The following is a 21,898-nucleotide window of genomic DNA, read 5'->3' on the forward strand; positions in this document are numbered from 1 at the left end:
GTCCTTTCCGAGGTTTCCCCATGCCGAAGGCCGACACGCGAACACCCGACCTCGACCGTTTGCTCGACCAGATGACCCTGGAGGAACAGGTCTCGCTGCTGGCCGGAGCCGACTTCTGGCGCACCGTCCCTGTCCCGCGCCTGAACATCCCCTCCTTGAAGGTCACCGACGGCCCCGCCGGGGCGCGCGGCGGCGGTCCCCTCGTCGGCGGGAAGAAGACGGCGGCCTTCCCGGTCGGCATCTCGCTGGGCAGCACGTGGAACGCCGAGTTGCTGCGCGAGGTCGGCCAGCATCTCGCCCGTGAGGCGCAGGACAAGGGCGCGGGCGTGCTCCTCGCCCCCACGATGAACCTCTTCCGCTCGACGCTGAACGGGCGCAACTTCGAAAGCTACTCGGAAGACCCCTTCCTGACGGGCACCCTCGGGACCGCCTACGTGCGGGGCCTCCAGTCCAGGGGCGTGGCGGCCACCGTCAAGCACTACGTCGGCAACGAGTCGGAGTACGAGCGCAACACGATCAGTTCGGACATTCCCGAACGGGCGTTGCGCGAGCTGTACCTGCTGCCCTTCGAGATGACGGTCAAGCGGGGCGGCGCGTGGGCGATCATGACCGGGTACAACCGGCTGGGCGGCACGTATTGCAGCGAGAATCCAAGGCTCATCAAGGAGATTTTGCGCGGCGAGTGGGGCTTTGGCGGCCTGGTGGTGAGCGACTGGGGCGGCACCCACTCGGCGGGCGAGAGCGTGCGGGCGGGGCTCGACCTGGAGATGCCCGGCCCGGCGAGGGCCAGGGGGGCGCTGCTGGAGGAGGCGCAGAACGACGAGGCGACCCGGCGGGCGGTGCGTGAGGCCGCCCGCAACGTCTTGCGCCTGATCGAGCGCACCGGGACCTTCGACCGGCCCCGCGACGTGCGCGACGAGAGCGAACGCGACGAAGAGTACGCGGACACCCGCGCCCTGATTCGCCGGGCCGGGGCCGAGGGAACCGTGCTGCTCAAGAACGAGGGCGGTCTGCTCCCCCTCCCCGCCGGGGCGAGGGTCGCCGTGATCGGGCCGAACGCGGCGACCGGGCAGGTCATGGGAGGCGGCAGCGCGCAGATGAACGCCCACCGCCGCGTTTCCCCGCTCGACGGGTTGCGCGCGGCGCTGGGGGAGGAGAACGTCACCCACGCCGTCGGGTGCGACAACGACCGCTTCCTGCCCACGCTGGACGTTCCGCTGCATCTCGAATACTTCGGCGCGGACGGCGAACCCGTGGCGACCGAGGAACGCCGGGGAAGCGAGATCATGTGGTTCTCCTTCCCGACGGGCGTGAACCCCGCGTCCTTCCGTGCCCGGCTGAGCCTGACCCTGAGCGTCCCCGCGGACGGCGAGTACGAGCTGAGCCTGGCGAGCGCGGGGCTGACCCGGCTCCTCGTGGACGGGCGGGAGGTGATCGACAACCGGACGAACTGGCAGCCGGGCGACACCTACTTCGGGATGGGCAGCGCCGAACTGCGGGCAAGCATTGTCCTCGGTGCCGGGGAGCACGCGGCCACGGTCGAGTTCGAGCCGCACGGGGGCGGGTTCGTGCCCCTGAACGCCGTGCGGCTGGGCTTCCGCGCACCCCTCTCCCCCACGGCGCTGGAGGACGCGGTGCGGCTGGCGCGCGAGGCCGACTACGCGGTGGTGTGCGTGGGGACGAACGGCGACTGGGAGACCGAGGGCGTGGACCGCTGGGGGCTGGACCTGCCGGGCCGCCAGGACGAACTGGTGCGGGCGGTCACGGCGGCCAACCCGCGCACGGTCATTCTCCTCCAGACGGGCGGCCCGGTCCTGATGCCGTGGCTGGGCGAGGTGCCCGCCCTCTTGCAGGGCTGGTTCCCCGGTCAGGAGGCCGGGCACGCCTTCGCCGACGTGCTCCTCGGCCACGCCGACCCCGGCGGGAGACTGCCCCAGACCTTCCCGGCCCGGCTGGAGGACGACCCCACCCACCCGGAGACGCCCGACGTGCAGTACCCCGGCGAGAACGGACACGTCGAGTACCGGGAGGGGCTGTTCATCGGTTACCGCCATGTGGACCGGGCGGGCCGGGCGCCCCTCTTCCCCTTCGGCCACGGGCTGAGCTACACGACCTTCGAGTTGGAGGACGCGCGGCTGAACGCCGAGAGGATCGCGCCGGGCGGCAAGGTCCGGGTGAGCGTGCGGGTGCGCAACACGGGCGAGCGGGCGGGGCAGCAGGTCGTGCAGGTCTACGTGCGCGACGCGGAGACGACGCTGGAGCGGCCCGCGAAGGAACTGAAGGCGTTCGGGAAGGTGACGCTGGGGCCCGGCGAGAGCGGGGAGGTCACCTTGCCCCTCGACATGCGCTCGCTCGCCTACTTCGACGACGCCCGGAACGCCTGGGTGGCGGACGCGGGGGAGTTCGATGTCCTGATCGGGACGAGCAGCGCGGACCTGCCCATGCGGCTGCCGCTCACCCTGACCGGGGAGTGGAGCGAATCAGTGGGCTGAGGCGCGGAGGAGTCCGCCCGGCTCTGCGTCATCATCTCGAAGACGGCCTTTCACCAAGAGTCTCACGCCCTCCCGGAGGTCCGCATGACCGATGCTCAGAACACTCAGAAAGGCACCCTCTCGGTGCAGATGTACACCTTCCGCGACGCCGGGCAGGCCGACCCGACCGCCACCGTGGCGCGGGTCGCCGGGATCGGCTTCCGGTACGTCGAGCCCTTCGGCATCGGGGGCCGCCATCAGACCCCCGCCGCGCGGATGGCGTCGGCGACCACCCTGCGCCGCGACCTGGCCGACCACGGCCTGAACCTCTCGTCCGTCCACGCCGCCGCGCCGTACGGGCCGCAGGCCGAAGCCATCCTCGACGAGCTGGAGCTGATTGGGGCCACCCTCGCCGTCGTCTCCTGGCCCGGCGAGGTTCACGGCTTCGAGCGGGACGCCCTCTCCACCCTGGACGGCACCCAACGCTTCGCGGGGGCGATGAACGAGGCCGCGCAGAACGCGGGCGCGCGGGGCCTCCGGCTCGGCTACCACAACCACTGGTGGGAGTGGAACACGTTGGAGAATGGACAGACCGCCTACGACACCCTGCTCGGCCTGCTCGACCCGGCGGTCTTCACCGAGGTCGATACCTACTGGGCGCGCACGGCGGGGCAGGACCCGGCGGAACTCCTGCGGCAACTCGGGGACCGGACGCTGGCCCTCCACGTCAAGGACGGCCCGGCCACGCCCGAGGCGGATCAGGTGCCGCTCGGCGAAGGGGTGGTGGACTACCGCGCCGCCCTCCTGGCCGCCCCGTCCGCGCGGTGGCACGTGCTGGAGATGGACCGCAGCGCCGGGGACGTGTTCGCCGACGTGGAGAGAAGCGCGCGGCGGCTGATCGACGAGGGCCTGTCCACCTGGGAAGGGTAAGTCCCTCTCCCCTCCCCCACCGAAGGAAGACACCATGACCCACAGAATCGGCATCGTCGGCACCGGCAACATCAGCGCCGCCTACCTGGGGATCGCCCGCGAACTTGCACTGTTCGAGGTGAAGGCGGTCACCGACATAGACCTGGGCCGCGCCCGTGCGCAGGCCGCCGAGTACGGCACGCAGGCGATGACGCGCGAGGACCTCCTCGCCGACCCGGAGATCGTCGCCGTCGTGAACCTCACGCCGCCCGCCACGCACGCCGAGGTGAGCCTGGCCGCCCTGAGCGCCGGGAAGCACGTCTACAGCGAGAAGCCGCTGGCGGTAGAGCGCGAGGACGGGCGGGCCATCTTGCGGGAGGCTCAGGAGCGCGGGCTGCGGGTCGGCTGTGCCCCTGACACCTTCCTGGGCGCAGGGCTCCAGACCGGGCGCGAACTCCTCGACGCCGGGGCCATCGGGCGCCCGGTCGCCGCCACGGCCTTTTTCATGGGGAGCGGCCCGGAAGCCTGGCACCCCAGCCCCGACTTCTTCTACCAGCCGGGCGCGGGGCCGCTCTTCGACATGGGGCCGTACTACCTGACCGCGCTGGTGAACATGCTCGGCGCCGTGACACGGGTGGGCGGCAGCGCCGTCAAGGCGTTCGAGGAGCGGGTGGTCGGCAGCGGGGCGCGGCAGGGGGAGAAGATTCAGGTGAGCACGCCCACGCACGTCACGGCCCAACTGAGCTTTGCGGGTGGACAGGCCGCCACCTTCATCGCCAGCTTCGACACGCCCGCGAGCGAGCTGCCGCGCATCGAGATGTACGGGACCCAGGGGACGCTGAGCCTGCCCGATCCCAACACCTTCGGGGGGCCTCTCAGAATCCGGCGCCGGGGAGCCGAGGAGTGGGAGACGGTAGAGCTGACCCGCCCCTTCCAGAGCAATGCGCGCGGCATCGGGCTGGCGGATATGCTCGACGCCGTGGTGCGCGGCACGCCCCACCGGGCGAGCGGCGACCTCGCCTTCCACGTCCTCGACGTGATGCACACGATTCTGGAGGCCGCCGAGCAGGAGCGGACCCTGACGCCCACGAGCCACGCCGAGCGACCCGAGGCGCTGCCTGCCCAGCCCGGGTGGTTCCGGGGCACGCCAGCGGGGGCGCCGGGAGTTTAAGCTGTCCCCCGGGTACCGGACCCACACCGCCTAGAGCCTCTTTCCCGCGCCGCCCGCCCGCTTCCCCGGCTGCGGGCGGCGCCTCCCCTGGAGACCCCATGCCCCGACCGATCACCCTCTTTACCGGCCAGTGGGCCGACCTCCCCCTCAAAGAACTCGCGCCGCTGGCGAAACAGATGGGCTACGACGGCCTGGAACTCGCCTGCTGGGGCGACCACTTCGACGTTCAGGCGGCCCTGCGCGATGACGATTACGTCCGGCAAAAACGCGCCCTCCTTGAGCAACACGGCCTGCACTGCGTGGCGATCAGCAACCACCTCGTCGGGCAGGCGGTGTGCGACCCCATCGACGAGCGGCACCGCTCCATCGTCCCCGCCCACGTCTGGGGTGACGGCGAGCCCGAGGGGGTGCGGGGGCGGGCGGCGCAGGAGATCATCGACACGGGCCGGGCCGCCCGGAAGTTCGGCGTGGGCGTCGTGAACGGCTTCACGGGCTCGTCTATCTGGCACAGCCTCTACGCCTTCCCGCCGACCGATCAGGCCTTCTGGGACCGGGGCTTCGCGGACTTCGCGGCCCGCTGGACGCCCATCCTCGACGCCTTCGAGACGGAGGGGGTCAACTTCGCGCTGGAGGTCCACCCCACAGAGATCGCCTTCGACATCGCGACGGCGCAGCGGGCGCTGGAGGCGGTGGGGCACCACCCCCGCTTCGGCTTCAACTTCGACCCCAGCCACCTGGGGTATCAGCACGTGGATTACGTCCGCTTCCTCTACACCTTCCGGGGCCGCATCTTCCACGCGCACATGAAGGACGTGTGGTGGGGGCACGGGACGGGCGAGGTCGGCGTCTTCGGCGGGCACACGAGTTTCGGCGACCACCGCCGCTACTGGGATTTCCGCTCGGTGGGGCGCGGGGACATCGATTTCGAGGAGGTGATCGTCGCGCTGAACGACATCGGGTACGACGGGCCGCTGAGCGTCGAGTGGGAGGACTCGCGGATGGACCGGGTGCACGGGGCGACCGAGAGCGCGGCCTTCCTGCGGCGGCTCGACTTCCCGGGCTCGAACGTGGCCTTCGACGCGGCGTTTGCGGGGGAAGAGCAGCCGGGCGGGGCGGAGGGGTCGCCCGCGTCCTGAGCTACTCCAGCACCTCGACCGCCTCCGCACTGCCTACGGCAGGCACGCCGCCACCGGCAAGGTCCACGCGGGGAGCCGGGGCGGTGTAGCGGCCAGGGGCGAGCGCCCGCAACTGGTAGCGGATGGTGGTGACGCCCGGCGCGACCCGTTCCAGGTAGAAGACCGCCCGGTCGTCGTAGATGGACCGTTCCGCCCACGCCACCGCGCCCGAGCGCGGCGGGTTGACCGAGCCCGGATAGGCGAAGGGCCGGTCGTCCACCGCCTCCAGGCCGCCGGGCAGGGGGTCGGTGACGCGCAGGTGCCGCGCCCCCACGTCGGCGCGCACGGTGAGGGTCACCGTGACCACCCCGTCGCGCTCGACCCGCGTGCGGTCGTACCGCCGCTCGACGTGAACGAGGCTGGGGGCGGCAGGAGTGGTGTCCTTGGCGCGGACGCGCAATTCCCGGCGGAAGGCCAAGGGGCCGTCGCCCTGGAGGGTCAGCGGCTCACCCGCTTTCACGGCCTCTGGAGGCACCACGACACGCAGCGGGGCACCCACCCGCCCGGTCTGCTCCCAGGTGCCGATGCGCAGGGTGACCGCGCTGGGCTGCCGTCCCGCCGTCTCCCCCTCCACCACGCGGCGCAGGGCGCGCAGGGCCGCCCCGGTGCCGAGGGGACCGGGCCACGCGGCGCCCGTCTTGCGGTCGAGGAGCGCCTGGGTCAGGGGGGCCACGTCCGCCGCTTGCCCCAACGCCGCCCCCGCCTCCAGCAGCAGGGCGGTGGGCTCGGTGTCGCCCCGCCAGCCCCCGGCGTCGCCGAGGACCAGGGTGCCCGTCGTGGTCGTCTGCGCCGCGCGCCGCGCCCGCGTGTAGAGGGGCCGGGCGAGGTCGGGGGCGACCGGGGCCAGGGCGGCGGCGAGCCGGGCGGTGTCCACCGGGTCGGTTGGACCACCTGCGCGCGCCAGGCCGAGCGCAGCGGAGGGGTCCCCCGTCCGGGCGAGGGCGGCGGCGAGGAGCACGCGCTCCGGCTCACCCGTTCCCGCCTTCGCCAGCAGGCGGCGGGCGTTCCCCGCGGCCACCGTCAGGGTCGCCGCGTCGGTCAGACCTGTTCCTTTCGCCTGGGCAAGCGCACTCAGGGCGCGGGCGGTCATCTCGGCGTCGGGGGCGCTCCCGGCGGTCCAGCCCCACCCCTCCTGGCCGCGCAGGGCGAGCAGGGAGGCGAGGTCGCGCCTGGCCTGCCCCAGCGCGCGCGCCGCCACGTCGGGCCAGCCCAGCCGGGTGCCGATGGCCGCGAGGTCGAGGTTGGCCCCCAGCCGGGCCGCCACCCCGTCGGTCGTGACCCAGCGATCCTCCGGGTCGGCGAGGTGCGCGTCGAGGCCGCCCAGGGCGGCTTGCAGCGGCGTGGCGGCGAGGTCCACGACGAGGCTCTCGACCCCCGCACCGCCGGGCCAGGTCAGGGGGTCGGTCAGGAGGCCCGGCCCCGCCTGCGCCCCGCTCCGGGCGAGGAGAGTGCGCGGCCCCGCCTCGCGCAGGGGCAGGGTCTCGCGCAGGGCGTCGCGGTGTTCGCCCCGCTGCGCCCAGGCGTCGAGGAGGACGCTGCGGCCCGTCCCCGGCGCGGTGAGGGGGAAGAGGGTGCTCGCGGCCCCCGCGTTCAGGGGCAGGGTGCGGGTGCCCTCCCGCCCGCCGACCCCCAGGCCGAGGGTGACGGTGCCCTGCCCGGCGCTCCCCCCCGGCCCGGTGCGGTCGAGGACGCTCACGGCGGCGCGGCCCGCGTCCCCCTGGGTGAGCACGCGCGGTCGGGCGAGGCGCAGGGCGAAGGGCAGCTCGGCGCGGACCTCTCCCCGGCTCGCCCCGGCGCCGCCCTCCCGGGTCAGGGCGCGGGCGCTGACGCGGTAGCCTCCCAGCGCCTCGGGGAGACGGACCTGGACGCGGGCCGCACCGTCTTGCCCAGTTGCCACCGTGCGGAAGAGGGCCACCTCGCGCAGGTCCTGCCTCGGCACGCCGCCCTCTGCCCCACCTCCCCCGCCGCCTCCCCCGTCGGCGGGCGCCCCGGCGGTCGAGTACACCTGTACGGCGGGGTAGCTCGCCCCCCACAGCAGGCGCCAGGGGTCGGGGCTGGGGTCTTCCGCGAGCGCGTAGACGGACTCGTTCACCACCGCGAGCGTGACGAGGGCGGGCACCGGGCGCCCCCCCTGCCGGGTTCGGACAGTCAGGATGGTCTCCTCGCCGGGCCGCAGGTTGGCCTTTTCCGGGATGACGGTCACGTCGAGCTGTCGGTCGGTGCGCGGGACGTACAGGAGGTCGGTGCCCGCGCGCAGCGAGTCCGCCCCGAAGACCGCCGCCGCCGAAAAGGTCAGGCCGGGCGCGAGGTCGGGGGTGACCTTCCAATCCAGCCTCAGCTCACGGCCCGTCACCCGGACGAGGCGGGGGGTGACGCGGCCCTCGACGTTCGCGCTCAGTAGGAGGGGCGTGCCCGGCGGGAGGTCGGTGCGCAGGGTGAGGCGGGCGGTGTCCCCCACCGCGTAGCGGGTGCGGTCGGCGCCCAGGGTCAGGGTGCGGGCCTGTCCGGTCGGGGCGGGCTCGGGCACGAAGGCAGCCTGGAAGGTGGCGCGCACCGCCCGCGCCGCCGCGTCCCGGGCCGACAGACGGACGAGGTAGGCGCCCGGCTTCCCCGCCCGGAAGGCGAGGTCGAGCGCCCCCCCGGCCCCGCTGCGGGCCTCCCGCCGCGAGACCACCTCCTCGCGGTTGCGGTACTCGGTGCGGCCCTCCACCTGGATGGGCTCGCTGTAGGCGCGGACCACCGTGACGCCCACCGGGCGACCCGCCAGCGGCGCGTTCGTGCCGACCTGACGGACGAGGACGCGGGCCCTCACCTCCTCGCCCGTCTGGGTAGGAAACCCCGGCAGCTCGAACTTCAGCCCGGCGGGGTGGACGGTGACCTCGCGCGAGGCGAGCACGTCCCGCCCGTACTCGTCGCGGGCGCGGACCACCACGGTGTAGACGCGGGGCACGCCCCCGGTCGCCGTCGGGCGCAACGAGGCCTGCCCCTGCCCCGAGGTGATGTCGAGCCGGGCGGCGGGCTTTTGCCCGGGGTTCAGGTCCGGCGAGGAGCGCCAGTAGGCCCAGGACTGCGTTTCGAGGTGGAAGCGGTCGTTCGGGTTCCCGGTGTTCACCGCCCCCGGCCAGAGGGCGCCCTCGCCGTAGCCGCCGCCGAGGAAGGCGTCCGCGCGCACGGTCGCCCCGCCCCCCGCATACAGCTCGGCGCGCGCACTCACGGGCAGGGGCTCGCCGGTCACGACCTCCGCCGGGCCGCCGAGGTCGAGGGTGAACTGCGGCTTGACGAAGGCCTGCACCCGCACGGGCAGGCTGGCGATGTCGGGCGCGGGGGCGGGGTTCGCCGGGGTGGAGGGGCCGGGCACCTCGACCTCCACCCGGTACTCGCCCACCCGCACGTCCTCGGGGAGGGGGAACTCGAAGGTCACGAGGCCGTCCGCGTCCGCATTCGCCGACCGCCACGCCAGGGTCAGGGCCGGGTAGCCGTCGTCCACGAGGCGCACGGTAACGGGGCCCCGGTACGGCACGCGCGTCCCCGGTCCCAGTCGCCGGGCGACCGCCAGCCCCCGCAGGGTCTCGCCGGGGCGGTACACCGGTTTGTCCGTCTGGACGAAGGTGCGCGCCCGCGTCTCGTCGCCCGACCACAGGCCGTATTCACCCGTCCCCAGCGCGGCCCGGTGGGTCAGGCCGCCGAGCGCCGCGTCCCCGTAGACGGCCAGCCTCTCCCCGTCCCGCTGCGGCAGGAAGGCCAGGCCCCGGGCGTCCGTCGTCACCGGGGGCAGGGACCGGGACGACACCCGCTCGCCCTCCGGCCCGAAGAGGGAGGCGACCGCCCGCAGCCGCACGCCGGGGAGGACCCTCCCGTCGTCGAGGCGGGTGGACCAGACCCACAGGCCCGCCGGGGTGGTTAGGGTGGTCAGCGCGAGGTCGGTGACCTCCATCACCTCGGCGGCGAGGACCGCGGCGGGGGCGTCCGCGCGCGAGGCGGTCACGAGGTAACGGCCCGGCGCCAGGGCCCCGAGGGGCGCGGTGGCCTTGGTGCCCGCGAGCCCCACCCGCACGCTGCGCAGAGCCCCTCCCGTGACACGCAGGCCCGTCTCGCCGGGAGCCGACGGGGCGAGCGGCAGCACGCGCACCTCCCAATCCGCGGCGCGGCCCTGGGCGGCGTTCGACTCGCGGCTGAGGTACACCGTCACGGGGCGCGCGCTCGGCTGGGGCGGCAGATACCACTGGGGCCCGCTCAGCCGCACGGGCCCGGCGGTGGACCTCACGTTCCCGCCGCGGGCGTAGAGCACCCGCTCGCCGTAGGGGATGGTCACGACCGGGCGCCCGCCCCCCGAGGACCGCAGGACGGTCACGGGCTTGCCGGGGGGCAACGTGAGCACGGGCGGGCCGCCCAGCGTGGGCGAGGCGTACAGCGGCGTGGGGGCGACCGTCACGTCGGCCCGGGCGGTCGCCCCCAGGCACGCCGTCAGGAGCAGAAGGGCCCGGAGGGGAAAGCGCGGCATACCCCAGCATAGGCGCCGCCCCACGCGGGCGGACGGCAGATGTGCGGCGGGCTGACCGGGCGAGGCTGGAGGGAGGGGCAAAGCGGCGGCGGTGGGCACGCCCCAACTCCTACGCCGGGACCCTGACCCGAAGCTGTTTTCGCCCGGAGTTGGACCTCGAAGCCCGCGCTTTCTTACCCCGGACGTCGACTCGCCGCCTTCCTGAGCGGCCTGACGCCCGGCGAGGCGCGGGCAGGTTGCCCTGTGGACGACCTGCCCGCCCTCGACGCCCCGGAGATCGGCGACGCGGCCCTGGAAGTGCTCGCCAACCCTGTTGTCAGGCTACGCGGGCACGGCACCAGCAGGGTGGAGGGGGAGCGGGGAAGGGTTGCTCGTCACGTGACGAGCAAGGGGGAACGCCCCTCTGCGCCGCACGACCCCGGCGCGCGTAGAGCGGGCCGCGTAGACTGGGCCCCCGTGACGCCGAGCCCCCGACCCCTCCTGCTCCCCTCTCCCCTGCGCGGGGAACTCACCGCACTCACCCGGCTCGCCGGGCCGGTGGTCGTGTCGCAGTTCGCCTCGAATTCCCTGGCCCTGATCAGCACGGCGGTCATCGGGCGGCTGGGCGGGGCGGAACTCGCGGCGGCGGCGTATGCGAACGCGACCTACTACCTGCTGTTCATGGTCCTGGTGGGGGTGATGCTCTCGGTCGGCCCGCGGGCCGCGCAGTCGCACGGGGCGGGGGACCCGGGGGGCGTGGGGCGGGCGCTGCGGGGGGGGCTGCGGCTGGCCCTCTTTCTCGCGGCGCTCGCCCTCCCCCTGATGTGGGGGGTGGCGGCGCTGCTGCCCGGCCTCGCGCCGGAGGGCATACGGGCAGACCTCGCCGCGACCTACCTGCGGGTGTACGCCCTGGGGATGCTTCCCATGCTGACCTTCACGGCCCTGCGCGGCACGCTGGAGGGCACCGGGCGGCCCCAGGTGGTGACGGCGGTGGCGCTCGGCGGGGTGGCGCTCGTGAGCGTGCTCAGCCCGGCGCTCGCCTTCGGGTGGGGGCCCCTGCCGCGGCTGGGTCTGGTGGGAGCGGGCGTGGCGAGTGCGGTGACGGCGTGGGCGACCACCCTGGCCCTGCTCCCCGCCGCGCTGCGGGCCGCGCCCCGCACGGGGGGGGACACGCGCGGGGAGGTGCGCGCCCTGCTGCGCCTGGGCTGGCCCATCGGCCTCACCCTCGGCGCCGAGGGGGGCATGTTCAGCGTGGTCTCGCTGCTGATGGCCCGCTTCGGGCCGGAGGCGCTCGCGGGGCACAACGTCGCGTTGCAGGTCATCACGGCGGTGTTCATGATCCCGCTGGGCCTCGCCACCGCGACGGGCATCCGGGTCGCGCACGCGGCGGGGGCGGGCGACCGGGCGGGGACGCGGCGGGCGGGGTTGGTCGGCGTCGGCCTCGCGGGCGGCGTGATGGTCGTGTTCGCCCTCCTCGAACTCCTCGCCCCCCGCCTCGCCCTCGGCGTCTTCGTGGACGTGGACGACCCGCGCAACGCGGCGCTGATCAGTACGGGCACAGCCCTCCTCGTGATCGCCGCCCTCTTCCAGACGCTCGACGGGGTGCAGGTCACCGCGAACGCCGCCCTGCGCGGCCTGCAAGACACCCGCTGGCCGCTGCTGATCTCGCTGACCTCGTACTGGCTCGTGGGGCTGGGGGTGGGGGTGCTGCTCGCCTTTCCCCTCGGGATGGGGCCGCGCGGCCTGTGGTTCGGCCTGACGGCGGGGCTCACGATGGCGGCGGTGCTGCTCCTCACTCGCTTCCTGCGGCGGACGCGGGCGGGCTGAAAGGTTCGGCCCCCCGCCCCTCACCCCTGTGTAGGGTAGGTCACCAGCTCGATCAGATGCCCGTCGGGGTCGCGGAAGTAGAGCGAGCGGCAGACCGTGTGGTCCTGCTCCTCGGCAGCGATCCCCAGGGCGGCCAGCCGTTCCCGCGCCTCCCGGAAGCCGGGCTCGTCCGTGGCGACGGCGAAATGCTGCCGGGGATGCCCCGGCCCGGCGTCCCCGCGTGGTCGCAGCAGGGCCACCCCCACCGGACCGTGGGCCAGGAACACCGGGTCCTGGGGGTCCGACCAGACCTCCGCGTATGTCCGCCGCAGGCCCAGCACTTCCCCGTACCAGCGAACCGAGCGGTCCACATCACCGACCACCAGCGCCACGTGGTCGATGCGGGCGAGCCTCACAGCGCCCCCCGCAGGTCATCCTCGCGGACGCAGGCAGGGTGGGCGAGGTGGGCCGGGGTCCTGGTCTCGGGCTCAACCATCGGAACTCCAGTCAGAACAGGTGTTGGAGAGGGGCGGGCAGCGTGCCCGGGTCACCGACCACCTTCCCCGGGTTGAGCAGCCCACGGGGATCGAACAGCGCCTTCACGTCGCGCATCACGTCGAGGGCGTCCCCGTGCTCGGCGCGCAGGTAAGCCCGCTTGCGCAGCCCCACCCCGTGTTCGCCCGTGCAGGTGCCCCCCACCGCGACGGCGTGCGCGGCGAGGCTGTGCAGGACGTGATCGATGCGCGCCCAGGCGTCCGCGTCCTCCGGCGGCGCGTGCATCAGGAGGTGGAGGTTCCCGTCTCCGATGTGGCCGACCAGCGGGGCGGTGAGCCCACCCTCGTCCAGCAACCGCAGCGCGAGGGCCGCCGTCCCCGCGAGCGCCGGGAGGGGCACGCACACGTCCCCGATGCGGGTGGCGTGCCCGGGCCAGGCGGCGCGCAGGGCGTCGTAGACCCCGTGCCGGGCGGCCCACAGCGCCCCCGCCGCCTCGGGCGTCCGGGCCTCTCCCACCACCCGCCCCCCGTGGAGGGCCGCCGCCTCCGAGGCGAGGGCGAGCTGCGCGTCCGCGTCCGCCGGGTCGCGGCCCGCCACCTCCACCCAGAGGGTCGGCTCTTCCGGGTCGCGGCGGTCCCGGTGGCGGTTCACCGCCCGCACGGTCGCCGCGTCCACAAACTCCAGCCGCTCGGGGAGCACGCCCAGCCCGCGCAGGGCCAGGCTCGCCCCCACGGCGGCCCCCACGTCCGGGAAGGCGAGCTGCGCGCTCGCCGTGACGGGCGGCAGGGGGTGCAGCCGCAGGGTGAGGGACGTGATCACGCCCAGGGTCCCCTCCGAGCCGATGAAGAGGCTTTTGAGGGCATACCCGCTGCTGCTCTTGCGGGCCGCGCTCCCCAGGGTCACGACGCGCCCGTCGAGGAGCGCCACGCGCAGGGCGGCGACGTGCTCGCGCATTCCGCCGTAACGCACGGTGGTCGTGCCGCTGGCGTTCGTGGCGGCCATGCCCCCCAGCGAGGCGTCCGCCCCCGGGTCCACCGGGAAGAACAGGCCGTGCGGGCGCAGGCGGCGGTTCAGCGCGAGTCGCCGCACCCCCGGCCCCACCGTCACCGTCCAGCCCACCGGGTCCACCTCGCCCACGGTGTCCAGGCCCGTGAGGTCGAGGGAGATGGCCCCGGGTACCGGGAGGGCCGCCCCCTCCAGGCTCGTCCCCGCGCCCCAGGGGGTGACGGGCACGCCGAATTCCCGCGCGACCGCCAGGGCCCCGAGCACATCCGCCTCTGACCGGGCGAGGACGACCGCCCCGGGGGTGCAGGTCAGGGCCGTGCCCTCGTCGCGGGCGTGGGCGTTCAGGTCTCCCGGCTGCACGCTCACCCGCTCGCCCAGCGCGTCCCGCAACGCCCCCAGCCAGGCCGACTCCGGAACCGTCACCCTCTCCCCTACCGGATGAGCTTCCAATCGCCGTTCACGATCTGCACCATCACGCGGCTGCGGGCGTCGAGGCCGAGGTGGTCTTGCGCGCTGAGGTTGAAGATGCCGTGCGCGCCGATCACATTGCGGGTGCCCTCAAGCGCGTCGCGCAGGGCGGCGCGGAACTCGGCGGTGCCGGGCCTCGCCCGCTTGAGGGCGACGGGAACGGCCTTCTGCATCAGCAGGCCCGCGTCCCACATGTGCGCCCCGAAGGTGCTCACGCTGCCCTGGCCGTAGCGGCTCTCGTAGAGGTTGGTGTAGGCCAGCCCCACCTTCTTCGTGGGGTTGGTGTCGGGAAGCTGGGAGGCGACGAGCACCGGCCCGGCGGGCAGGATCGCGCCCTCCACGTCCCGGCCCCCCACCCGCAGGAAGTCGGCGTTGGCGACCCCGTGGGTCTGGTAGATCTTGCCCCCGAAGCCGCGGTCCTTCAGCGTCTTTTGCGGCAGCACGGCGGGCACCCCGGAGGCGCCGACCAGCACCGCGTCGGGCCGGGCGGCGAGCACCTTGAGAATCTGCCCGGTCACGCTGGTGTCGCTGCGCCCGTAGCGCTCCACCGCCACGACCCGGATGCCGCGCGCCGCCGCGTTGCGCTGGAGTTCGGCGAGCCAGCCCTCCCCGTAGGCGTCGTTGAAGCCGATGTAGCCGACCGTCTTCACCCCGTTTTGCTGCATGTGCCCCGCGATGGCGGCGGCCATCAGGGCGTCGGTCTGCGGGGTCTTGAACACCCAGCTTCTGCGGGCGTCCACGGGCTTGATGATCGCCTCGGAGGCGGCGAGGCTGATCATGGGCACCTTCGCCTCGGCCACCACGTCGATCATGGCGAGCGAGGCGGGCGTGGTCGTCGTCCCGATGATCAGGTCCACCCGGTTGTCCTGAATCAGCTTGCGGGTGGCCGTCACGGCGGCGGTCGTGTCGGAGGCGTCGTCGAGCACCGTGTACACGACGCGCTGCCCGCCGATGGTTTGCGGCAGCAGCGCGACCGTGTTCTTCTCGGGAATGCCCAGGCTCGCCGCCGGACCCGTCGAGGACACCACCACCCCCACCCGGAGGTCGGCCAGCGCGAGCGAGGAGAGGGCGAGCAGGGCGGTCACGAACAGGGGTCGCGTCATGGAAAAACCTCCGTGGGAAGAGTCCGAAGCGGCGAAGGGGCTGGGTTGAGCGTGTCCGGATCGTAGCAGAAAGAGTTTCCGCCCCACCCCCCCCAACTCCCTGCCGCCCGCCGCCGTCCTCCGCGGAGGGTGTGCCTGTGCCTCAGCGCGACTGTTCGAGCACGAAGATGTGGCGCCGCCCGGGCAGCGTCCCGGGCGTGATCTCCAGGCTCGGCCCACCCACCCGGGTGATCATGTCCCCCGGGTAGCGCGACAGGAACGTCTCGACGGGCTCGATCTGGAGCCAGCCGCGCGGGCTGTGGTAGTGCATGGGGATGACCACGCGGGGGTCTATCGCCTCGATGGCCGCGTCGAGGTCGCCCAGGGCGATGGTCGCGTGCGCGCCCGCCAGCGCGAGCAGGATGTCGACGTTGCCCCGCAGCGCGCCGAGGTGTTCGGGTGGAACCGGGTTGCCCGTGTCGCCGAGGTGCAAGACGCGCAGCCCGCCGAGGGTGAACAGGTACAGGGCGTTCGCGTCCGGGTGACGCCCGAACTCGCCCTGGAAGTCGAAGGTCAGGCTCTCCATCGCCGGGAAAGGCCGGATCTCGACCCCCTTCACGGTGGCGCCCTCCGGCGGCAGTTCGAGGGCGTCGACCACGGCGGGATCACCGCGGATATGGCTCGGGTCGGAGTGGAACGTGTCGGTCGACGAACTCATGATCACGAGGTCGGCGGGCTCGTCGATGGGGGCGAAGCCTGAGCCCGGTTTGGGCCCCGGCGTGTAGGGGTCGGTCACGACGGCCAGCCCGTCCGCCTCTAACCGGAAGCTGGCGTGGGCGTAAAACGTGATCTTCACCGGCTGTCTCCTTCAGCGGTCGTCGCTCGGGCTGCGGGGGGCGTCCGCTCGGCGGGGAGGGCGCGTCAGGAATCCTGCGGCCCGTCCACCTTCTCGCCCAGGAACAGCTCCCAGACCTCGACGATGCCCTCGGTCGCGGCGGAGAATCCGGTGAGGTGCGGGGCCTGCATGTGCCGCTCCCAGAGGGGACGGGTGGTCCAGTTCTCGTAGCACATGATCAAACCGGGGTCCTCGACCGAGCGGTGCATGTCGTAATTGACGCAGCCCTCCTCGGCCAGCGTCGGCGCGATCAGGGCGCGGCACGCCCCGTAGAGCTGCTCCTCGGCCCCCTCTTTGGCTTTCAGCTTGGCGATCACCGTCAGTGGCATGGTTCGTCTTCCCTCCTCTGTGGAGCTGTTCGGTGTGCGGCTGTGGACAGGGCCGCGTCCGGGCCGGACCTCGACCCCCTCCCCGAGACTATAGAAGGACGTTTCCGGCGAGTCGCCGAACGTGAAGAGGCAAGAAAGTCACGGACTGGCCGGGGCGGCTGGGGATGGAAGGCCCCCGCTCTCCTCGCCCTGGACCCACCCCTCCTCACTCTGACGAGGGGCTTATGCTGGGAGCACCGACCACCGAGCGCCTCTTCTTCCTTCCCGGAGATCGCCATGCCCGGAGCCGCTCCCGACCACAGCAGATGGCGCGTTGCCCCGCCTCCGTCGGCCTCTCTCGCCAGGAGCGGCCCCTGTCCAAATTCCCGGCCAGGAGGAGAGGCGGCTTCCCGGCGGCGAGGGGTGATGGGCGGGGGGGTCACGGTGCGAGGAGGAGCGGAAGACCGGCCAGGCCGACACGTGGGCTTCACCGGGCGCGGGCGGCCCGCCCCATGAACCTCTCGGCGCTCACGGAGACCGGGCCGCGGTGCGTCCACTTCGCCTCGGTCGCGCAGGTCGCCGCCTTCCTCGAACACCCCCGCGACCTCGCCGTCTTCCACCTGCGCGGGGCGGAGTTGAGGTCGGAGGCGGAGCTCCTCGCCGGGTTGGCCCACGCGATGGCGTTCCCGCCTTGGTTCGCCTACAGCCTCGACGCGCTGGAGGGTTGCCTGCGTGACCTCGCCTGGCATCCGGCCTGCGGGTACCTGCTGATCGTCTGGGACGCGGAGACAGGGGCACCCGGCGTGCTGCGGCGCCTGCGGGAGGCATGGCAACGCTGCGCCCCCTTCTGGCACTCCCCCGACGGGTCGGACGTGTGGTCCCCGCCCCGTCCCACGCCCTTCCACCTCGTCCTCGTCGGCCAGGAGGAGCGGGTGTTCCCCCCCTCGGAAGGGGGGACGTAGCCTATGGCCGCCCCCACGGCGACCGCTGACCCCCACCCGGTCGTTCGCCGGGATTTGACGGACGGCAAGGTGCCACCCTAAGTTGCGAATCCACGAACCCGGGGAGGCCCCGCACGGCTGGCCTCCGCGCCGCCCCGCCCACCCACGAGGAGCGTTCATGCCCAAGTTCGGTCCACCGTCCAGTCAGGGTCCCGCGTCCGGTCTCATCATCCGCGAGCAGGCGCCGCCCAACCTGGAATTCCCCTTTCGGGACCTGGACTCCCGGATCACGCCGACGGGCAGCTTCTACGTCCGCAGCCACTTTCCCACCCCGGCCCTGACCGCCGCAACCTACGGCCTGACGGTGGGCGGGGAGGTCGCCCGGCCCCTGCGGCTGAGCCTCGACGACCTGCGGTCCTTGCCCGCGCGCACGGTCACGGCGACGATGGAGTGCGCGGGGAACGGGCGCGTCTTCCTGTCACCCAGGCGGCGCGGGGTGGCCTGGGAACTCGGGGCGGTGGGCACCGCCGAGTGGACCGGCGTGCCGCTCTCTCAGGTGCTGGAGCGGGCCGGGCTCCTGGAGACGGCGCGGGAGGTCGTGCTGGAGGGTGCCGACCGCGGACACCTGACCGACCCCGTGGAGACCCCCGGCGAGATCACCTACGCCCGGAGCGTGCCGCTGGACAAGGCCCTCGGCGACGTGCTGCTGGCCTACGGGATGAACGGCGAGCCTCTCACGCCCGACCACGGCTTCCCGCTGCGCGCGGTCGTGCCGGGGTGGTACGGCATGGCGTCGGTCAAGTGGCTCACGTCGGTCACGGTCAGCGCGCGGGCCTTCCGGGGCTTTTTCCAGACGGTCGACTACGCCTACTGGGAGACGCGGGACGGCCTGCCGCCGCAGCTCACGCCCATCGGGCCCCTTCAGGTCAAGGCCGCCATCGCCCGCCCCGCCCCCCACGAGGAGGTGGCCTGCGGGGTGACCTACGAGGTCCGGGGCGCGGCCTGGGCGGGCGAGGCCGACGTGACGCGGGTGGAGGTCAGCGTGGACGGCGGGACCACCTGGGAGGACGCCGAGTTCCTCGACCCCCCCGTCCGCCACGTCTGGCGGCGCTGGCACCACCTGTGGCGGGTGCCCGAACGCGCCGCCCGGGTCACGCTCCTCGCCCGCGCCACCGATGCGGAGGGCCGCACCCAACCCGAGGCCCACGACCCGGCCAGGGGCGGCTACCTGATCACCCACCCCCTGCCCGTCTGCGTGAACGTTCTGGAGCGCTCACCTTAGGCCAGGCCTCGGGCCGGCGGTCGGCGGAATCAGGTTGGACCCCCACACCGTGCGGAGAGGCATCTGCAACGACCGCGCTCCGAATCCTGGGCCCAGTCCCCTTGCTCGTCACGTGACGAGCAGACGGTGGCAGGCGGCTGACCAGACGCATTTCCGCACCTTGAGCGGGGGTGAAGCGGAGTCGGGTCTCCTGACAGACCCTGGCACGCCGCCCGTGCTCGTCACGTGACGAGCAGATTGGAAGAGACTGCGTGAAGGGTTCTTGCCGGGCTCGGAGCAGTTGACCTGGAAATGGAAAGAGGTGCCGCCCTGAGTATGATCGTGGGGTCTTCTGCCAGGCAGGGGGACGCTTCGCTGCGCCCTGCCTCGCAGCCCCGTGAGTCGGCATGGCAGGTCCTGGTGCCGTTTGCTCCAAGCGACGGCCCCGGGCGGACCACCCCCGGCGGTGAGCCCACCCCTTGTGCCTCACCTCCCGGCACTACAGTGCGGCCATGATCGTCGCTTTCGTGAACCCCGAGGGTATCCTCACCGCGCCCATGCCGGGCGAGGAACCGAGCACGGCCCAGGTCACCCTCGCCGCCCTGCTGTCGGGGGCCGAGCTGATCCCCGTGACGGGGCTGGACGAGGAGGGCCTGCTGGAGATTCCCGCAGCCTTCACCTCCTGGCAGGTGCTGCGGCACGGGGCCGTCGTGCTGGGTCCGGACGGCGCGGAGGACCCGGCGTGGCACAGTCTCAGCGCCGAGACGCTGGAGGAACACGAGGGCGCCCTGCGCCTGGCCCACCAGGCCGCCCAGCATATCGGGTGGCTGGGGCAGCTCGGCACGGAGGCGAGCCTCCACGAGCAGCAGGGCCGTCCCCTGATGGTGACCCTGGCCCACCCCCACCACCTCACCCACGCCCTCCGGGCGGCGGCGCGCGAGTGGCAGACTTGGCTGGACGAGGGACCCTTCCGGGGACGGCTGCGCCTGATCGAGGGCCCGACCACCCTCACCATGCTGCCCCGCGAGGTCAATCCCGAGAGCGCCGTCAACTACGTCCTGTCGCGGCTCGGAGAGGAGGTGACCCTCACGCTCGGGGTGAGCGCCGCTCCCGCAGACACGGCCTTCCTCGCCCTGTGCGACTACGCGCTGACGCCCGGAGGCGGGCCCGTGCTCGAGGCGGCCCAGGGCGTGCTGGGCCGCACGGCGCCAGATGAGGACGAGTAGCTCGACTCTGCTCGTCACGTGACGAGCAAGGGGCTTCAGCTCGGTTCGGGGGTGCCGTCGAGCAGCTCGCCGATCTGGCGCAGCAACCGCTCGACCTTGCGGCGCCGCGCCTCGTCGAGCCGGGAGAGCGTGCGGCGGTCGGCGAGGCGGCGGGCGATCTCCTGGGCCGGATCGGTCGCCCGGACGGGCCGCAGGCGGTCGCGCAACCCCTGCACGGTCTCTCCCCGGCGGGCGAGGTCAAGCAGTTCGGCCCGCCGCGCCCCGTCCATCACCCGCCCGACGACGAGGGCCTTGCGGTAGTCCAGCCCCTCCTGCACCGCGACCTGAACGTCGTCCGGCAGGTGGAGGACGGCGGCCCGGTTTTTCACGAAGCTGCGCCACGTCTCGCGCCCCAGGGCGCCGAAGAGCGCGTCGAGCCGGGCGACCGCCTCAGGGTTTTCCTCGGGGCGGCGGTCGAGCGCGAAGAGGCGGGCGGCGGCCTCGTCGGGCGCCACGCCCAGGGCCGAGGCGGCGACCGCGAGCCGGGCGCGCACTTCCTCCAGCGGGTTGAGGTTCTCGCGTTGCAGGTTCTCGACGGCGGCGGCGAGCCGAGCCTGATCGTCGCTGAGGTCGCGGACGAGCACCGGGACCTCGCGCAACTCGGCGAGCCCAGCCGCCCGCCAGCGCCGCTCCCCGGCCACGATCTCGTACCCCCCACCTCCCAGCGGACGGACGAGCAGCGGCTGAAGCACCCCCTGCTCCCGGATGCTGCGGGCGAGTTCCTCGAGGGTCTCGGGCGCGAAGTGCACGCGCGGCTGGAAGGCGCCCGGGCGCAGCGAGTCCAACGGCAGGGTCATGGAAGCGGGTTGGCCCAGCGCCTCGACCCCCTCCACCAGACCGCTCAGGCGGGCGCCGATGGCGGGCCGGGCCCGGCGGGTCACGCCTCCACCCCGGGAATCTCCACGCCGAGGCGCGCGGCGCGGGCGATCTCCGCCGTCACCCGCAGCACGTCGCGGTGGACCGGCGAGCCGGGGGCATACACCCCGACGGGCTGACCGGCGCTCGCGCTGTCGTTCCACACCGCGCCGCGGTCGGGCACCGGGCTGGCGAGGGGCCGCAGGAGGTCTTGCAGGGCGTTCAAAGCCTCCCGGTCGTGCGAGCGCCGCGCGTCGTACAGGGTGGGCACGTACAACGCGACCGTGAGGTCCGGGCGCAGCTTGCGGTACGTCGCCATCGCCTCGCTCAGCCCGGCCAGGGCGTTCATGCCCTTTTGCCGGGTGGGCACCGGCACGATCAGGTGGTCGGCGGCGAGCGCTCCCAGGATCGAGAGCTGCCCCAAGCTGGGCGGGCTGTCGATCAGGGCCACGTCGTACCCCTCGGCGACCGCCTGGAGGGCCTGCCGCAGGTGCAGATGCGCCCCCACCACGCCCATCATCTGCCCCTCGGCCAGGGCCAGGGACACGTCGCTGGGGATCAGGTGGAGGCCGTGCGCGGAGATGGGGGAGGGGAGGGGCTCACCCCGCGTGGCCGTGTCGTAGACCGTCTGCTCGCGGGTCACGCCGCTCACGCCCAGCCAGTCGGTCAGGTTCGCCTGGGGATCGAGGTCGACGAGCAGCACCCGCCGCCCCGCCTGCGAGAGGGTGTACCCCACGTCGCGGGTGAGGCTCGACTTCATGACCCCACCCGCGTGGTTGAAGAACGTCAGCGTGCGCATTCCCCCCAGCCTACCCGATGCCCGCCCCGCCCGCTCGTCACGTGACGAGCAGGAAAAAGGGCTCGCCCGGAACCTACCCTGACTCCTGGGACTATCGGACGACTTGCGCCGTTTGAGCAGGGGGGGAGGACGCGCGGCGGTCCTCTTCAAGAGGAATTCCGTTTGCCCTCTCCCCGGCTCGTTCTTACGCCCCCATCGGGGGTGTCCAACAAGCCTAGAGGGCGGCGATTTCCTCGTTATTTACATAATCCATTCCAGATGATACGCCTACAACAATAAATCTATCTATCGGACATCTTGCGCCGTTTTCAGAGGGGGCACTATCGGACAACTTGCGCCGTTCTTCCATAGATGTCGTGTCAGACGCTGTTTTCTGATTTATATGTTCGTAAAGTCTACCTATCGGACATCTTGCGCCGTTTTGCCCTCAACTATCGGACAACTTGCGCCGTTTTGGGGTGGAAGTATCGGACAACTTGCGCCGTTTTCAAAGTCTACCTATCGGACAACTT

Annotated in this window: 16 protein-coding genes; 8 read left to right on the forward strand and 8 right to left on the reverse strand. The window is 73.1% G+C overall.

Annotated features, from left to right (window positions below):
* Nucleotides 1-20 precede the first annotated feature (20 nt).
* The 4 genes from A7B18_RS08545 (at nucleotide 21) to A7B18_RS08560 (ending at nucleotide 5,687) form a co-directional block, all read left to right on the forward strand.
* The gene (locus tag A7B18_RS08545) at nucleotides 21-2,492 is read left to right on the forward strand and encodes a glycoside hydrolase family 3 C-terminal domain-containing protein (protein WP_102126270.1); all 2,472 of its coding nucleotides are present in this window, start codon (nucleotides 21-23) and stop codon (nucleotides 2,490-2,492) included.
* 84 nt (nucleotides 2,493-2,576) lie between these two features.
* Nucleotides 2,577-3,401, forward strand: coding sequence for a sugar phosphate isomerase/epimerase family protein (locus A7B18_RS08550; protein ID WP_102126271.1), 825 nt, complete (start codon nucleotides 2,577-2,579; stop codon nucleotides 3,399-3,401).
* Nucleotides 3,402-3,435: 34 nt separating this feature from the next.
* Nucleotides 3,436-4,551, forward strand: a complete 1,116-nt coding sequence (locus tag A7B18_RS08555) for a Gfo/Idh/MocA family protein (RefSeq protein WP_102126272.1) — start codon at nucleotides 3,436-3,438, stop codon at nucleotides 4,549-4,551.
* A gap of 98 nt (nucleotides 4,552-4,649) precedes the next feature.
* Entirely contained in the window at nucleotides 4,650-5,687 is a 1,038-nt protein-coding gene (locus A7B18_RS08560) for a sugar phosphate isomerase/epimerase family protein (RefSeq protein ID WP_102126273.1), read from the forward strand.
* Between the two features lies 1 nt (nucleotide 5,688).
* On the opposite strand, the gene A7B18_RS08565 is transcribed toward A7B18_RS08560, so the two are convergent.
* Nucleotides 5,689-10,227: an alpha-2-macroglobulin family protein gene (locus tag A7B18_RS08565; protein WP_102126274.1), complete on the reverse strand. Its 4,539-nt coding sequence runs from the start codon at nucleotides 10,225-10,227 to the stop codon at nucleotides 5,689-5,691.
* A 480-nt stretch (nucleotides 10,228-10,707) separates the two neighbouring features.
* Between A7B18_RS08565 and A7B18_RS08570 the strand changes: the two genes are divergently transcribed.
* The gene (locus tag A7B18_RS08570; protein ID WP_102126347.1) at nucleotides 10,708-12,033 is read left to right on the forward strand and encodes an MATE family efflux transporter; all 1,326 of its coding nucleotides are present in this window, start codon (nucleotides 10,708-10,710) and stop codon (nucleotides 12,031-12,033) included.
* A 20-nt stretch (nucleotides 12,034-12,053) separates the two neighbouring features.
* Here the strand turns inward: A7B18_RS08570 and A7B18_RS08575 are convergent, their stop codons facing one another.
* The 5 genes from A7B18_RS08575 to A7B18_RS08595 form a co-directional block, all read right to left on the reverse strand.
* Complete coding sequence (locus A7B18_RS08575) at nucleotides 12,054-12,428, reverse strand: VOC family protein (protein ID WP_102126275.1); 375 nt, start codon at nucleotides 12,426-12,428, stop codon at nucleotides 12,054-12,056.
* 91 nt (nucleotides 12,429-12,519) lie between these two features.
* The gene (locus A7B18_RS08580) at nucleotides 12,520-13,935 is read right to left on the reverse strand and encodes an FAD-binding oxidoreductase (RefSeq protein WP_102126276.1); all 1,416 of its coding nucleotides are present in this window, start codon (nucleotides 13,933-13,935) and stop codon (nucleotides 12,520-12,522) included.
* 8 nt (nucleotides 13,936-13,943) lie between these two features.
* The gene (locus tag A7B18_RS08585; RefSeq protein ID WP_102126277.1) at nucleotides 13,944-15,083 is read right to left on the reverse strand and encodes an ABC transporter substrate-binding protein; all 1,140 of its coding nucleotides are present in this window, start codon (nucleotides 15,081-15,083) and stop codon (nucleotides 13,944-13,946) included.
* A gap of 142 nt (nucleotides 15,084-15,225) precedes the next feature.
* A complete protein-coding gene (locus tag A7B18_RS08590; RefSeq protein ID WP_102126278.1) occupies nucleotides 15,226-15,918 on the reverse strand; it encodes an MBL fold metallo-hydrolase in 693 nt (230 codons plus the stop codon).
* Nucleotides 15,919-15,983: 65 nt separating this feature from the next.
* Entirely contained in the window at nucleotides 15,984-16,286 is a 303-nt protein-coding gene (locus A7B18_RS08595; RefSeq protein WP_102126279.1) for a putative quinol monooxygenase, read from the reverse strand.
* 491 nt (nucleotides 16,287-16,777) lie between these two features.
* Here A7B18_RS08595 and A7B18_RS08600 point away from each other — a divergent pair, with 491 nt between their 5' ends.
* From A7B18_RS08600 to A7B18_RS08610, 3 genes are all read left to right on the forward strand, one after another.
* Complete coding sequence (locus tag A7B18_RS08600; protein WP_102126280.1) at nucleotides 16,778-17,227, forward strand: barstar family protein; 450 nt, start codon at nucleotides 16,778-16,780, stop codon at nucleotides 17,225-17,227.
* 157 nt (nucleotides 17,228-17,384) lie between these two features.
* A complete protein-coding gene (locus tag A7B18_RS08605; protein WP_102126281.1) occupies nucleotides 17,385-18,488 on the forward strand; it encodes a sulfite oxidase in 1,104 nt (367 codons plus the stop codon).
* A 491-nt stretch (nucleotides 18,489-18,979) separates the two neighbouring features.
* Nucleotides 18,980-19,693, forward strand: a complete 714-nt coding sequence (locus tag A7B18_RS08610; RefSeq protein WP_102126348.1) for an HAD family hydrolase — start codon at nucleotides 18,980-18,982, stop codon at nucleotides 19,691-19,693.
* 35 nt (nucleotides 19,694-19,728) lie between these two features.
* Here A7B18_RS08610 and A7B18_RS08615 read toward each other — a convergent pair whose 3' ends face one another.
* Both A7B18_RS08615 and A7B18_RS08620 read right to left on the reverse strand, forming a co-directional pair.
* Nucleotides 19,729-20,613: a ParB/RepB/Spo0J family partition protein gene (locus A7B18_RS08615; protein ID WP_102126282.1), complete on the reverse strand. Its 885-nt coding sequence runs from the start codon at nucleotides 20,611-20,613 to the stop codon at nucleotides 19,729-19,731.
* Complete coding sequence (locus A7B18_RS08620) at nucleotides 20,610-21,386, reverse strand: ParA family protein (RefSeq protein ID WP_102126283.1); 777 nt, start codon at nucleotides 21,384-21,386, stop codon at nucleotides 20,610-20,612. Before A7B18_RS08620 ends, A7B18_RS08615 begins: the two co-directional genes overlap by 4 nt.
* Nucleotides 21,387-21,898: the final 512 nt, after the last annotated feature.

Origin of the sequence: Deinococcus planocerae, from assembly GCF_002869765.1 — a bacterium.
Taxonomy (GTDB): domain Bacteria; phylum Deinococcota; class Deinococci; order Deinococcales; family Deinococcaceae; genus Deinococcus; species Deinococcus planocerae.